Below are 13,438 nucleotides of genomic sequence, written 5' to 3'. Positions count from 1 at the left end.
CTGACGCGTGTCGGCCTCCCGTGCGAGACTGCCCCGGTTGCGCGAGTGAACAGGGTGGCGTGAGCCGGTCAGGGGGAGCAGCGGGATGAGCAAGCGGCAGACGCAGAAGATGCTGGAGTTGATGGCGAGCGGGGAGCCGGTCCAGCTCACCAGCCGGATGTCCTCGGTGAAGAAACTCGCCAAGCTCGCCTTCGTCGCCCAGCAGTTCGGGTACGAATACGCCGACGTGCGCCAGAGCGGGGGGAACAACGCCGCGCTCACCATGCTGCTCGTCCCCGACCCGAGCCCGCAGGCCCGCACCAGGGCCGCGCAGAACTGGGCGCAGTACCCGAACGCCGGTGACGGCGTGTCGCTGCCGCCGCTCGTGCCGGACGCCTTCGAACTCCTCAAGGCGCGGATCAACTTCGACCTCACCGGCAAGAACGCCCAGAAGAACATGGGCTACGGCGCGCTCGGCGGCACCGTCGCCTGTGTGGTCATCGCCTTCCGCGAGGGCGGTTCGTCCGACGACTTCGTCCTCTCCGGGATCATCTGGCTGGTCCTCATGGCGGCCCTCGGCATCGGCTTCCTCGTCACCCGCAAACGCAACGCCAAGTTCGCGGCCCGGCTGCAGGCCGCCGGGTTCGTGCCGATGGCCGACGAGACGGGACGGGTGCGGTACCTGCCGCCCGGCGGGCAGCTGCCGGGGCACGGGAACCCGTTCGGTGGCGTGCCCGGGGGCTACGGACAGCCGGCCCCCGGCCAGTACGCCGCCCAGCCGCCGCAGCAGCAGCCGTACGGCGGGCCGCAGCAGGTCCAGCAGCCCTACGCCCCGCAGCCGGTTCCGCAGGCTCAGCAGCCCTACGCGGCTCCGCAGGCCCAGCAGCCGTACCCGCCGCAGCAGCCCCCGCAGCCGTACGCCCAGCCTCAGCAGCAGCCGTACGCGCAGCCTCAGCAGCAGCCGTACGCCCAGCCGCAGCCGCAGCAGCCGTACCCGCCGCAGGACCACCCGCAGCAGAATCCGCACTGGCAGCCCCGGCCCCCGCAGGGCTGACCGCGATCTCTCACCCCGCGCCCGTGCCGGGTGAGAGCGACGTTCCCTCCCGGTCATCCACAGCCCCACCGGCCCGAAACGCGTCCTGCCTAGCGTCGGTGCCACCGAGCTGTGGAGCACCGTGGAGGCGCGATGAAAGCCCGTGGCGGACGCTGGATCGAGTACTGGGATCCCGAGAACGAGACCTTCTGGAAGGAGACGGGACGGCGTACGGCCCGACGGAACCTGTTCTTCTCCGTGCTCTCCGAGCACATCGGGTTCTCCGTCTGGACCCTGTGGTCCGTGCTGGTGCTCTTCATGGGCCCGGAGTACGGGCTGAGCCCGGCCGACAAGTTCCTGCTCACGTCCGTGGTGACGCTCGTCGGGGCCGTGGTGCGGGTGCCGTACACCTTCGCCGTGGCCGTCTTCGGCGGACGGAACTGGACGGTCGTCTCGGCGAGCATGCTGCTCGTCCCGACGCTCGCGGCCTTCGTCGTGATGGAGCCCGGGACGTCCTTCTCGACGTTCCTGCTGGTCGGGCTGCTGGCCGGGATCGGAGGCGGCAACTTCGCCTCCTCCATGACCAACATCAACGCCTTCTTCCCGCTCAGGGAGAAGGGCTGGGCGCTGGGCCTCAACGCCGGCGGCGGGAATGTCGGTGTGCCCGTCATCCAGCTCGTCGCGCTCGCGATCATCGGGGCGAGCGGCGGGCCCCGGCTGCTGCTCGGCATCTACATCCCGCTGATCCTCGTGGCCGCCGTCCTCGCCGCGCGCTTCATGGACAACCTGACCACGGTGAAGAACGACACCGGAGCGGCCAAGGACGCGGCCAGGGAAGCCCACACCTGGATCATGTCGGTGCTGTACGTCGGCACCTTCGGTTCCTTCATCGGCTACAGCTTCGCCTTCGGGCAGGTGCTGACGACCCAGTTCGGGCGGACACCGCTCCAGGCGGCCTCTCTCACGTTCATCGGACCGCTGCTCGGTTCGCTCGTCCGCCCGCTGGGCGGCAGGCTCGCCGACCGGTACGGCGGTTCGAGGATCACCCTGTGGAACTTCGTCGCCATGGCCGCGGCCACCGCGGTCCTCGTCGTGGCCGGCATGGAGAAGTCGCTGGCACTGTTCGTGACCGTGTTCGTGGCGCTGTTCGTGCTCAGTGGGCTCGGCAACGGCTCGACGTTCAAGATGATCCCGCACATCTTCCACTCCAAGGCGCTGGCCCGGGGACTGACGGGAGAGGAGGCGGTGCTGCACGGGCGGCGGCTGTCGGGTGCGTCGATGGGGCTGATCGGCGCGGTGGGCGGCCTGGGAGGCGTCGGGATCAACCTCGCCTTCCGTCAGTCCTTCCTCTCCTCGGGCTCGGGCACCGGTGCCTTCGTCGCCTTCCTGGCCTTCTACGCCGTGTGCATCCTGGTGACCTGGTCGGTATACCTCCGACGTCCCACCGTGCGCGGCGGGACGAGGGTCGGACCGGCGGAGGCGGAGACGCGGCGCAGCTACGCCGAGGTGTGACGTAACACTGGTGACATGAGGCGGAACCGAGCCCGTCACGCACGGTTGACAGGCTCGGTCGCCACGTGACTGTGCACGTGGGTGTGAACGGATCGGAGCGCGGCGAGGATGGACGACGTAAGCGACGTGAGTGGCGCGGGTGGCGTGGGCGACGGACCGCGGCGGCCCGGCCACGGCCCGCTGGCCGGGTTCACCGTGGGCGTGACCGCCGCCCGCCGGGCCGACGAACTGGGCGCGCTGCTCGGGCGGCGCGGGGCCACCGTCCTGCACGCACCGGCGCTGCGGATCGTGCCGCTGGCCGACGACGGCGAGCTGATGGCCGCGACCAAGCGGATCGTCGACCGGGCGCCGGACGTCGTCGTCGCCACCACCGCCATCGGGTTCCGGGGCTGGGTCGAGGCCGCCGACGGCTGGGGGCTCGGCGACGCCCTGCTGGAGCGGCTGCGCACGGTGGAACTGCTGGCCCGCGGGCCCAAGGTCAAGGGCGCGGTACGGGCCGCGGGACTGACCGAGGAGTGGTCGCCCGCCTCGGAGTCCATGGCCGAGGTCCTGGACCGGCTCCTGGAGCAGGGCGTGGCGGGCCGCCGGATCGCCGTACAACTGCACGGCGAGCCGCTGCCGGGGTTCGTGGAGGCGCTGCGGGAGGGCGGCGCCGAGGTGGTGGGCGTGCCCGTGTACCGGTGGCTGCCCCCGGAGGACCTCGGTCCGGTGGACCGGCTGCTGGACGCCGCGGTGTCGCGGGGCGTGGACGCCGTGACCTTCACCAGCGCGCCCGCCGCGGTGTCCCTGCTGGGCCGGGCCGAGGAACGGGGCCTGCTGCCGGAGCTGCTCGCCGCGTTCGGCCACGGCGTGCTGCCCGCCTGCGTCGGGCCGGTCACCGCGGTGCCGCTCCAGGCGCACGGCGTGGACACGGTCCAGCCCGAGCGCTTCCGGCTCGGGCCCCTCGTCCAGCTGCTGTGCCAGGAACTCCCGGCCCGCGCCCGTGCCCTGCCCGTCGCCGGGCACCGGCTGGAGATCCGCGGACACGCGGCGCTCGTCGACGGGGAGCTGCGGACCGTGCCGCCCGCCGGCATGTCCCTGCTGCGCGCCCTCGCCCGGCGGCCCGGCTGGGTCGTGCCCCGCGCGGAGCTGCTGCGGGCCCTGCCGGGCACCGGCCGCGACGAACACGCCGTCGAGACGGCCATGGCCCGCCTGCGCACGTCCCTCGGCACCCCGAAGCTCATCCAGACGGTGGTCAAACGCGGCTACCGCCTCGCCCTGGACCCGGCCACGGACGCCAAGTACACGACCGACTGAGCCCCGAGCGGCACGGTCGTCCCAGGCCGGATGCGGTGCGGCGGCACGTGCGCCGGTCCCGGTGGCGTGGACGTGGGCGCGGGCGGCGACGCACGGCGCCGGGCCACGGCCGACGCGGCCGACCGTCCGCGGACCGGCCGCCCAACGGCGAGGCACCCGTGGTGCCCGGTGCTCAGTGGCCGGTCGCGTGGGGTGTCCCCTGGGTCGCCGTGGGCTGCCGCGGCGTCCGGGGCGCGGACCGCGCCGGTCGGCGTCCGCGTGTCGCCAGGCCCGTGGCCAGGCAGGCCGTCGCCAGCGTCGAGAGCACGGCGCGTACGACGTTCCAGATCACCCACGGGTCCTCGAACCGCTCGCGCAGTGCCGCCGGGTCGCCCGGGCGGGCCAGGGCGTCGTTGAGGGGGACGTTGCCGACCACGGTGACCAGGAACGCGAGCGCGTACGCCGCGGCGCCCGCCCGGATCCACCAGTTGCCCGGCGTCCCGCGCGACTGCCACCCCGCGAGGCCCGCGAGGGCGAGTGCGCCCATGAAGACCAGCAGGAACACCGGGTTCTGGATCACGTCGTTGATGTCGCGCATCACGTCGACGTACACCCGGTCCTCGCTGCGCGCCAGCGCCGGCATCACGGCGCAGGCGAAGACGTAGAAGGTCCCGGCCATCAGTCCCGCGGCGACCGTGGCCGCGACCAGTACCCCACCGGCGGCACGGGTCCGCCGTTCCCCGTTGATGTCTGTCATGCGTCCAGTCAACGGGCACCGCGGCGCGCCGGACATGGCCCGGGCGCGCGGGCGCATACGCGAGCGTCCACGAGGGGGCGGTACGAGGGGTTCCGGGCGCGGGTGCGGGCAGGCACTGTAGAGGGGAGCGCTCCGCATGCGGTCCGCGCGCGGTCTCCCTGCTCCCCTTTCCGGGCCCGTGCCTTGGCGGGCAAGCCCTAGGCGGTGACAGGAACATGGCACTGGGTACGGCCACCGACCCGTACGAGCTGCGGTTCGACACCGGGCGGATCAGTCTGGACCTCATCGCCACCACCCACCCCGCGGAACGCCTCGACTCCGTCGACGCCCTGCGCGCCTGGATCACCGGCTCCGGACTCGTCCCGCCCGGCACCCCGCTGGCCCACGCCGATCCCTCCTGGCTGACCGGCTTCCGCGAACTGCGCGGCGAGACCGCCCGCTTGGTGCGAGGCCGCCCGGTACCCCGCGACCGCCGCTACGAACTCGCCCTCGCCCGCGTCAACGAACTCGCCCTCGCCGCACCCCCCGCACCCCGTGCGGTGCCCGGCGAGGACGGCACACTGGTGCGGGAGCTGACCGGGCCGCCGCGGTGCGCCGCGCTGCTCGGGGCCCTGGCCCGGGACGTCGTGGAGCTGCTCACCGACCCCGTCGCGCGGGCGAGCCTCAGGCAGTGCGCGGGAGACAACTGCCCCATCGTGTACGTGGACACCTCCCGCGGCCGCCGCCGGCGCTGGTGCTCCAGTGAGATCTGCGGCAACCGCGAGCGCGTCGCCCGGCACCGCCGCCGCGTCGCGCTGTCCCGGTAAGTCCGCCCGCGTCCCCTTCGTACGGCGCCTTCGAGAAATCCCTCATCTCGTTTTGAACACGCCGCACTTGGCGTCCGTACCGAATGGGCGAGCGACCGACTGGGGGAACCCCCGGACATCGGAGGTGGGCGTGCGCAAGGATTCCGTCGTGGCCAATGAACGTGGTGCGAGGGCCCGACATCGCATGTCGCAGTCGTCCTCGGAACCCGACGAGGAGCTGATGCGCGCGCTGTACCGCGAGCACGCCGGCCCCTTGCTGGCCTACGTGCTGCGGCTGGTCGCGGGGGACCGCCAGCGCGCCGAGGACGTCGTCCAGGAGACGCTCATCCGTGCCTGGAAGAACGCCGGTCAGCTCAACCGTGCGACCGGATCGGTACGCCCCTGGCTGGTGACGGTCGCACGTCGCATCGTCATCGACGGCCACCGCAGCCGGCAGGCCCGGCCGCAGGAGGTCGATCCGTCGCCGCTGGAGGTCATCCCCGCGGAGGACGAGATCGACAAGGCGCTGTGGCTGATGACGCTGTCGGACGCGCTCGACGACCTGACCCCGGCCCACCGGGAGGTCCTCGTCGAGACGTACTTCAAGGGGCGTACCGTCAATGAGGCGGCGCAGACACTGGGCATACCCAGCGGCACCGTTCGCTCCCGGGTGTTCTACGCCCTGCGTTCGATGAAGCTGGCTCTGGAGGAGCGGGGGGTGACGGCGTGATGAGCGGGTACGGGGGCGTTCAGGGATTCGGCCCGGGGGACACGGGTAACTCTGTCCCCATGCAGGGAACACCGGCGCCGAACGAGCACGAGACCGTCGGCGCCTATGCCCTCGGGATCCTCGACGACGCCGAGGCGACGGCCTTTGAGGCCCACCTCGCCACCTGCGAGTGGTGCGCCCAGCAGCTCGACGAGCTGGCCGGCATGGAGCCGATGATGGCGGCGCTCGCGGACCTGCCGGGCACGGGCACGCCCGCGGTCGCCGAGTCGCTCACCGTCAAGCCCAGCGCGCGGCTCTCGGAGAGGCTCGTCGACGAGGTCGCCGAACGCCGCGCGAGCAAACGCCGCCGCAACTTCTACCTGGTGGGCACCGCCGCCGCGCTGATCATCGGCGGTCCGTTCGCCGCCGTGGCGACCACGGGCGGCGCAGGAGGGGGCGGTGACGACGGCGGCGGCCGCAGGGCCGAGGCGACGCAGCAGGCCGCGAGCCCCGCCGAGTCCGCCTTCGCCGCCATGCCGGACCGGGTCACCGCCACCGACCCGGGCACGCAGGTCAGCGCGACCGTCGCCCTGGAGAAGAAGGCCTGGGGCACCGAGACGGTCCTGGAGCTGAAGAACCTCAAGGGCCCCCAGAAGTGCTCCCTGATCGCCGTCGGCAAGAACGGCGAGCGGGAGACGCTCACCTCCTGGACGGTCCCCGACTGGGGCTACGGCATCCCGGGCGCCACCACCGAGAAGGGCAAGAAGCCGCTCTACGTGCACGGCGGCGCCGCCTTCGAACCCAACCAGATCTCCCACTTCGAGGTCATGACCTTCGACGGGAAGCGGCTCGTGGAGGTCGACGCGTAGCGCGGGCCGCAGGCGCGCCGTAGCTTCCCGGGCCCCCTTCGCGTATTTTTGACGGCTGCCCAGCACGTCAGAAGGGGGCCCGGTGGCCGCACAGGCTCAACAGGATTCAGCGGTCGACTCGGAGCACGAGCCCGTACGACCTGTACGAGGGGACTCCGCGCGGGAGGATTCCGTGCGGGACCGAGAGATCGACGTGGAACAGGCGCACCTCGACCGGGTGTACCGGCGCCTCGAGGAGAAGATCCACGAGGCGGAGTTCCTCATGCACGACGCCGCGCAGCGCGGCCACGTCGGCACGCCCGGCGCCCTCGCCGAGCGGGACGCGCAGGTCTTCCGGGCCGGCATCCACCTCAACCGCCTGAACAACGAGTTCGAGGACTTCCTGTTCGGCCGCATCGACCTGCTCCTCGGCAAGGACGGCAAGAAGGGCCCGGACGGCGCGTACACGGCCGTGGAGCCCGCCGAGGGCGCCCTCGGTCCCGACGGCACCGCCGACATCGCCGAGACCCTGCACATCGGCCGCATCGGCGTCCTGGACGAGGACTACGCGCCGCTGGTCATCGACTGGCGGGCGCCCGCCGCCGCCCCCTTCTACCGGTCCACGCCGGTCGACCCGGGCCGGGTCGTGCGCCGCCGGGTGATCCGCTCCAAGGGACGGCGCGTCCTCGGCGTCGAGGACGACCTGATGCGGCCCGAGATCACCGCCCGGCTGGACGGCGAGGAGCTGGCCGTCGTCGGCGACGGCGCCCTGATGGCCGCCCTCGGCCAGGCCCGCACCCACTCCATGCGGGACATCGTGGCCTCCATCCAGGCCGAGCAGGACCGGGTGATCCGCGCCCCCGCCGCCTCCGTGACCTACGTCGAGGGCGGCCCCGGCACCGGCAAGACCGCCGTCGCCCTGCACCGGGCCGCCTACCTGCTCTACCAGGACCGGCGCCGGTACGCGGGCGGCATCCTCATCGTCTCGCCGACGCCGCTGCTCGTGGCGTACACCGAGGGCGTGCTGCCCTCCCTGGGCGAGGAGGGGCAGGTCGCCATCCGTGCGATCGGTTCACTGGCCGACGACGCGGCGGGCGGCGCGGAGGCCACCCTCTACGACTCCCCGGCCACCGCCCGCGCCAAGGGCTCCGCCCGCATGCTCAGGGTGCTGCGCAGGGCCGCGCGCGGAGCGCTGGAGCCGGCCGACTCGCCGACGCTGCTCAGGGTCGTCGCCTTCGGCCGCCGCCTCGAGCTGGAGGGCGAGGAGCTGGCCGGCATCCGCCGCACCGTCCTCGGCGGCACCGCGCCCGTCAACCTGCTGCGTCCGCGCGCCCGCCGGCTGCTCCTGGACGCCCTGTGGCAGAAGTCGGGCGCCGGGGCCCGGCACACCGACCCCGAGCTGGCCGCCGAGCTGCGCTCCTCCTTCGACGAGGACGTCAGCTCCGAGGACTCCTTCACCGGCTTCCTGGACGCCTGGTGGCCGGAGCTGACCCCGGGCGCCGTGCTGGCCGCCATGGCGGACGAGCGCCGCCTGGGCCGCTGGGCCCGGCGCGTGCTGAACCCGGGCGAGGTCCGCAAGGTGGCCCGTTCGCTGCGGCGCGAGGGCTACTCCGTGCACGACATCGCCCTGCTCGACGAGCTCCAGGCGATCGTCGGCACCCCGGCCCGCCCCCGCAAGCGGCGCGAGCAGGACCCGCTGGACCAGCTCACCGGGCTGGAGGAGCTGATGCCCCAGCGCGAGGAGACCCAGTGGGAGCGCGCCGAGCGCCTCGCGCAGGAGCGCACCGAGTACGCGCACGTCATCGTCGACGAGGCGCAGGACCTGACCCCCATGCAGTGGCGGATGGTCGGCCGCCGCGGCCGGCACGCCACCTGGACGGTCGTCGGCGACCCGGCCCAGTCCTCCTGGTCCGACCCCGACGAGGCGGCCGCCGCCCGTGACGAGGCTCTCGGCTCCCGTCCGCGCCGCCGCTTCGAGCTGACCGTGAACTACCGCAACCCGGCCGAGATCGCCGAGCTGGCGGCGAAGGTCCTGGCGCTGGCCATGCCCGGCTCGGCGTCCCCGTCGGCCGTGCGCTCGACCGGCGTGCAGCCGCGCTTCGCGGTGGTCCGGGACTCCCCGGCCCAGACGGTCCGTGCCGAGGCGGCCCGGCTGCTCGGCCTCGTCGACGGCACCGTCGGCGTCGTCGTCGCCATGAACCGGCGCGAGGAGGCCCGGCGCTGGCTGGACGGACTCGGCGACCGCGTGGTGGCGCTGGGCAGCCTGGAGGCCAAGGGACTGGAGTACGACGCCACGGTCGTGGTCTCCCCGGCCGAGATCGCCGACGAGTCGCCCGCCGGACTGCGCGTGCTGTACGTCGCCCTGACCCGGGCCACCCAGCAGCTGACGGTCGTCTCGGGCGAACGGGACGAGCCGGACGCCTCGGGGGTGCCGGACCTGCTGCGCGACTGAGCGCCGGGCCGGGGGACCGGTGCGCAGACGTGCGAAAGGCCCGCGCCGTCGTCGGCGCGGGCCTTCCGCTCTCGTTCAAGTGGCACCGACCCGCCATGCTCGCCTCGCGGCAAGTGGTCGCTCGTAGCGACGAAGGTTGGGCCCGGGGGCTTGGATCGAGCCGGTGCCACGTCCAAGGTAACAAACGATCCCCGCAAGACAATTCCCGTCCCGCGGGTTCCTTCGGCCATCGCGCCGCGATCGTGCCGCGTCCCCGTCCGAGTCTGCCGGCGGGCCTTCCCCCGACGGGCTACTTCTCGTATGGTGGAAGTCGTTTTCCGAAATCGGAGCGAACAAAAAGTTCGCAATCCGGGGCGGCTACCGCGTACCCAGTGGTAGGTGCGACGATCGGACGGCACAACCCAGTTACACGGTGAAAGCAGAGGAAGTCGGCCATGGCAACGGCGCCCAGCGTCTCCTACTCGATGACGGTCCGGCTGGAGGTGCCCGCCGGCGGAACCGCCGTCTCGCAGCTCACCACGGCGGTGGAGTCCGCCGGCGGCTCGGTCACCGGCCTCGACGTCACGGCCTCCGGCCACGACAAGCTCCGCATCGACGTCACCATCGCGGCCGGCTCGACCGCCCACGCCGACGAGATCGTGGAGCAGCTGCGGGGCATCGAGGGCGTCAGCCTGGGCAAGGTCTCCGACCGTACCTTCCTCATGCACCTCGGCGGCAAGATCGAGATGCAGTCCAAGCACCCCATCCGCAACCGTGACGACCTGTCCATGGTCTACACGCCCGGCGTGGCGCGGGTCTGCATGGCGATCGCCGAGAACCCCGAGGACGCCCGGCGGCTGACCATCAAGCGCAATTCCGTCGCGGTCGTGACGGACGGCTCCGCCGTGCTGGGCCTGGGCAACATCGGCCCGAAGGCCGCGCTGCCGGTGATGGAGGGCAAGGCGGCCCTGTTCAAGCGGTTCGCCGGCATCGACGCCTGGCCGCTCTGCCTGGACACCCAGGACACCGACGCGATCGTCGAGATCGTCAAGGCCATCGCCCCGGGCTTCGCCGGCATCAACCTGGAGGACATCTCCGCGCCCCGCTGCTTCGAGATCGAGGCTCGGCTGCGCGAGGCCCTCGACATCCCCGTCTTCCACGACGACCAGCACGGCACCGCCATCGTCGTGCTCGCCGCGCTAACCAACGCCCTGCGCGTGGTGGGCAAGCCCATCGAGAACGTACGGGTCGTCATGTCCGGCGCCGGCGCGGCCGGTACGGCCATCCTCAAGCTGCTGCTCGCCGCCGGGGTCAAGAACGCCGTCGTCGCCGACATCCACGGCGTCGTGCACACGGGCCGCGCCGACCTGGTGGACGCCGCGCCCGAGTCCGCCCTGCGCTGGATCGCCGACAACACCAACCCCGAGGGCCTCACCGGCACCCTCAAGGAGGCCGTGCACGGCGCGGACGTCTTCATCGGCGTCTCCGCCCCCAACGTCCTGGACGGCGAGGACGTGGCCGCCATGGCCGACGGTGCGATCGTGTTCGCGCTCGCGAACCCCGACCCCGAGGTCGACCCGGCGATCGCCCGCGAGACGGCCGCGGTCGTCGCCACCGGCCGCAGCGACTTCCCGAACCAGATCAACAACGTGCTGGTCTTCCCGGGCGTCTTCCGCGGCCTGCTGGACGCCCAGTCCCGCACCGTCAACACCGAGATGATGCTTGCGGCCGCACACGCCCTCGCGGACGTGGTGACCGAGGACGAGATCAACCCGAACTACATCATCCCCAGCGTCTTCAACGACAAGGTCGCCGGTGCCGTCGCGGGCGCCGTGCGGGACGCGGCGAAGGCCGCCGGAGTGGTGGCGTAGTTTCCCCCGGCGGGGGAAGGCGGCCCGTGGCGTGGTGGTGAGGATCACCACGGCGGGCCGCCGCTCCGGCGCGTCGCGGGATGTCGGGCCTCGGATCGCCCTCTAGGGTTGCGCAAGGCTCAGGCCCTCTCGGCGTGTGACTCCCAAGGGTGTTCTCACGACTCCTGGGGGTGCCGGATTGGCTTTACCGCCGCAGGTGGAGGCAGGATGCCTCCCTGGGCGCGAGGGTCTGACGACCGACCCGGGTCCGGGGAATGTCAGAGGGCCCTGGCAGCATCGGCATCGCTGTGCCCAACATGCGGCTCCGCCGCGTGGCACGCCTCAACGGCAAGAAGAACACGGGAGTAACAACATGAACCGCAGTGAGCTGGTGGCCGCGCTGGCCGACCGCGCCGAGGTGACCCGCAAGGACGCCGACGCCGTGCTGGCCGCCTTCGCCGAGGTTGTCGGCGACATCGTCTCCAAGGGCGACGAGAAGGTCACCATCCCCGGCTTCCTGACCTTCGAGCGCACCCACCGTGCCGCTCGCACCGCCCGCAACCCGCAGACCGGCGAGCCGATCCAGATTCCGGCCGGCTACAGCGTCAAGGTCTCGGCGGGCTCCAAGCTCAAGGAAGCCGCCAAGGGCAAGTAGGCGCGTAGGCGCTCCGCTTTCGAGCGCAGGGGACTGCGCGGATCGTTCGTTCGGGATGCGGTCGTTTCGCGGCTGCGGGTCGTTCGTGGCTGGTCGCGCAGTTCCCCGCGCCCCTTTCGGGGCGCACCTCGCAATGCCGATGGGGCGGTCACCCGAGTCCGGGTGACCGCCCCATCGGCTTGTCTGCGGGGCGTCAGCCCAAAGCCTTGCCCGGGAGTTCCACCTTCGCGCCCAGCTCGACGAGCTTGTCCATGAAGTTCTCGTAGCCGCGGTTGATCAGGTCGATGCCGTGGACCCGGGACGTGCCCTGGGCCGCGAGGGCGGCGATCAGGTACGAGAAGCCGCCGCGCAGGTCGGGGATGACCAGGTCGGCGCCCTCCAGCTTGGTCGGCCCGGAGACGACGGCCGAGTGCAGGAAGTTGCGCTGGCCGAAACGGCAGTGCGAACCGCCCAGGCACTCGCGGTAGAGCTGGATGTGGGCGCCCATCTGGTTGAGCGCCGAGGTGAAGCCCAGCCGGGACTCGTAGACCGTCTCGTGGACGATGGACAGCCCCGTGGCCTGCGTCAGCGCCACCACCAGGGGCTGCTGCCAGTCGGTCTGGAAGCCGGGGTGCACGTCCGTCTCCAGGGCGATGGACTTCAGCCGGCCGCCCGGATGCCAGAAGCGGATGCCCTCGTCGTCGATCTCGAAGGCGCCGCCCACCTTCCGGAAGGTGTTCAGGAACGTCATCATCGAGCGCTGCTGGGCCCCGCGGACGTAGACGTTGCCCTCGGTGGCCAGGGCCGCGGAGGCCCAGGAGGCCGCCTCCAGGCGGTCCGAGAGGGCACGGTGGGTGTAGCCGCCCAGCTCGTCCACGCCGGTGACGCGGATGGTGCGGTCGGTGTCCATGGCGATGATCGCGCCCATTTTCTGCAGGACGCAGATCAGGTCCTCGATCTCCGGCTCCACGGCCGCGTTGGACAGTTCCGTGACGCCCTCGGCGAGCACGGCGGTCAGCAGCACCTGCTCGGTCGCGCCGACGGACGGGTACGGCAGGTTGATCTTCGTACCGCGCAGCCGCTGCGGAGCCTCCAGGTACTGGCCGTCCGCCCGCTTCTCGATCGTCGCGCCGAACTGCCGCAGCACGTCGAAGTGGAAGTCGATGGGCCGCCCGCCGATGTCGCAGCCGCCCAGGCCCGGGATGAAGGCGTGCCCGAGACGGTGCAGCAGCGGGCCGCAGAACAGGATCGGGATGCGCGACGAGCCCGCGTGGGCATCGATGTCGGCGACGTTCGCGCTCTCCACGTGCGTCGGGTCCATCACCAGCTCGCCGGGCTCCTCGCCCGGACGGACGGTCACCCCGTGCAGTTGCAGCAGTCCGCGTACGACCCGCACGTCGCGGATGTCCGGCACGTTGCGCAGCCGGCTCGGCGCACTGCCCAGCAGGGCCGCCACCATGGCCTTCGGCACGAGGTTCTTCGCACCGCGGACCCGGATCTCGCCCTCCAGCGGGGTTCCGCCGTGGACAAGCAGTACGTCATCAGCGCCGTTGACGGTCATGAATCTCGCGTTCCGTGGGGTTGGGCAGGGGCCAGAAGGGAAAGGGTAATCGTCTTGTACCCCC

General features: G+C 72.2%; 11 protein-coding genes. 9 read left to right on the top strand and 2 right to left on the bottom strand.

Going from position 1 to position 13,438, the window contains the following annotated elements:
* Positions 1 to 85: 85 nt before the first annotated feature.
* The 3 genes from ACFYZ3_RS16790 to ACFYZ3_RS16780 all read left to right on the top strand — a co-directional run bounded on the left by ACFYZ3_RS16790 (position 86) and on the right by ACFYZ3_RS16780 (position 3,820).
* Positions 86 to 1,033, top strand: a complete 948-nt coding sequence (locus ACFYZ3_RS16790) for a hypothetical protein (RefSeq protein ID WP_388517717.1) — start codon at positions 86 to 88, stop codon at positions 1,031 to 1,033.
* A 132-nt stretch (positions 1,034 to 1,165) separates the two neighbouring features.
* Positions 1,166 to 2,524 carry an MFS transporter gene (locus ACFYZ3_RS16785; protein WP_388517714.1) on the top strand — a complete coding sequence of 453 codons (1,359 nt, stop codon included), beginning with the start codon at positions 1,166 to 1,168 and terminating at the stop codon, positions 2,522 to 2,524.
* Positions 2,525 to 2,632: 108 nt separating this feature from the next.
* Positions 2,633 to 3,820 carry a uroporphyrinogen-III synthase gene (locus tag ACFYZ3_RS16780; protein WP_388517710.1) on the top strand — a complete coding sequence of 396 codons (1,188 nt, stop codon included), beginning with the start codon at positions 2,633 to 2,635 and terminating at the stop codon, positions 3,818 to 3,820.
* Positions 3,821 to 3,992: 172 nt separating this feature from the next.
* On the opposite strand, the gene ACFYZ3_RS16775 is transcribed toward ACFYZ3_RS16780, so the two are convergent.
* The gene (locus ACFYZ3_RS16775) at positions 3,993 to 4,556 is read right to left on the bottom strand and encodes a DUF1772 domain-containing protein (protein WP_388517708.1); all 564 of its coding nucleotides are present in this window, start codon (positions 4,554 to 4,556) and stop codon (positions 3,993 to 3,995) included.
* A 215-nt stretch (positions 4,557 to 4,771) separates the two neighbouring features.
* Here ACFYZ3_RS16775 and ACFYZ3_RS16770 point away from each other — a divergent pair, with 215 nt between their 5' ends.
* From ACFYZ3_RS16770 to ACFYZ3_RS16745, 6 genes are all read left to right on the top strand, one after another.
* The gene (locus tag ACFYZ3_RS16770) at positions 4,772 to 5,362 is read left to right on the top strand and encodes a CGNR zinc finger domain-containing protein (protein WP_388517705.1); all 591 of its coding nucleotides are present in this window, start codon (positions 4,772 to 4,774) and stop codon (positions 5,360 to 5,362) included.
* Positions 5,363 to 5,546: 184 nt separating this feature from the next.
* Complete coding sequence (locus ACFYZ3_RS16765; RefSeq protein WP_007450155.1) at positions 5,547 to 6,071, top strand: sigma-70 family RNA polymerase sigma factor; 525 nt, start codon at positions 5,547 to 5,549, stop codon at positions 6,069 to 6,071.
* A 59-nt stretch (positions 6,072 to 6,130) separates the two neighbouring features.
* Entirely contained in the window at positions 6,131 to 6,919 is a 789-nt protein-coding gene (rsuA, locus tag ACFYZ3_RS16760) for an anti-sigma U factor RsuA (RefSeq protein WP_388517702.1), read from the top strand.
* Positions 6,920 to 7,001: 82 nt separating this feature from the next.
* A complete protein-coding gene (locus ACFYZ3_RS16755) occupies positions 7,002 to 9,350 on the top strand; it encodes a HelD family protein (RefSeq protein WP_388517700.1) in 2,349 nt (782 codons plus the stop codon).
* A 434-nt stretch (positions 9,351 to 9,784) separates the two neighbouring features.
* Positions 9,785 to 11,200 carry an NAD-dependent malic enzyme gene (locus tag ACFYZ3_RS16750; RefSeq protein WP_115742389.1) on the top strand — a complete coding sequence of 472 codons (1,416 nt, stop codon included), beginning with the start codon at positions 9,785 to 9,787 and terminating at the stop codon, positions 11,198 to 11,200.
* Between the two features lie 352 nt (positions 11,201 to 11,552).
* The gene (locus tag ACFYZ3_RS16745) at positions 11,553 to 11,834 is read left to right on the top strand and encodes an HU family DNA-binding protein (protein WP_003950507.1); all 282 of its coding nucleotides are present in this window, start codon (positions 11,553 to 11,555) and stop codon (positions 11,832 to 11,834) included.
* 193 nt (positions 11,835 to 12,027) lie between these two features.
* Here the strand turns inward: ACFYZ3_RS16745 and murA are convergent, their stop codons facing one another.
* Positions 12,028 to 13,374, bottom strand: coding sequence for a UDP-N-acetylglucosamine 1-carboxyvinyltransferase (gene murA, locus ACFYZ3_RS16740; protein ID WP_360999615.1), 1,347 nt, complete (start codon positions 13,372 to 13,374; stop codon positions 12,028 to 12,030).
* Positions 13,375 to 13,438: the final 64 nt, after the last annotated feature.

Origin of the sequence: Streptomyces sp. NPDC001599 (assembly GCF_042893535.1) — a bacterium.
GTDB lineage: Bacteria > Actinomycetota > Actinomycetes > Streptomycetales > Streptomycetaceae > Streptomyces.
The sequence above is the reverse complement of the archived record's forward strand: the minus strand, read 5'-3'. Positions and strand labels throughout refer to the sequence as shown.

Coding starts and splice junctions, on each gene's coding strand:
- ACFYZ3_RS16790 (WP_388517717.1), top strand. CDS start 86: ATGAGCAAGCGGCAGACGCAGAAGATGCTGGAGTTGATGGCGAGCGGG.
- ACFYZ3_RS16785 (WP_388517714.1), top strand. CDS start 1,166: ATGAAAGCCCGTGGCGGACGCTGGATCGAGTACTGGGATCCCGAGAAC.
- ACFYZ3_RS16780 (WP_388517710.1), top strand. CDS start 2,633: ATGGACGACGTAAGCGACGTGAGTGGCGCGGGTGGCGTGGGCGACGGA.
- ACFYZ3_RS16775 (WP_388517708.1), bottom strand. CDS start 4,556: ATGACAGACATCAACGGGGAACGGCGGACCCGTGCCGCCGGTGGGGTA.
- ACFYZ3_RS16770 (WP_388517705.1), top strand. CDS start 4,772: ATGGCACTGGGTACGGCCACCGACCCGTACGAGCTGCGGTTCGACACC.
- ACFYZ3_RS16765 (WP_007450155.1), top strand. CDS start 5,547: ATGTCGCAGTCGTCCTCGGAACCCGACGAGGAGCTGATGCGCGCGCTG.
- rsuA (WP_388517702.1), top strand. CDS start 6,131: ATGCAGGGAACACCGGCGCCGAACGAGCACGAGACCGTCGGCGCCTAT.
- ACFYZ3_RS16750 (WP_115742389.1), top strand. CDS start 9,785: ATGGCAACGGCGCCCAGCGTCTCCTACTCGATGACGGTCCGGCTGGAG.
- ACFYZ3_RS16745 (WP_003950507.1), top strand. CDS start 11,553: ATGAACCGCAGTGAGCTGGTGGCCGCGCTGGCCGACCGCGCCGAGGTG.
- murA (WP_360999615.1), bottom strand. CDS start 13,374: ATGACCGTCAACGGCGCTGATGACGTACTGCTTGTCCACGGCGGAACC.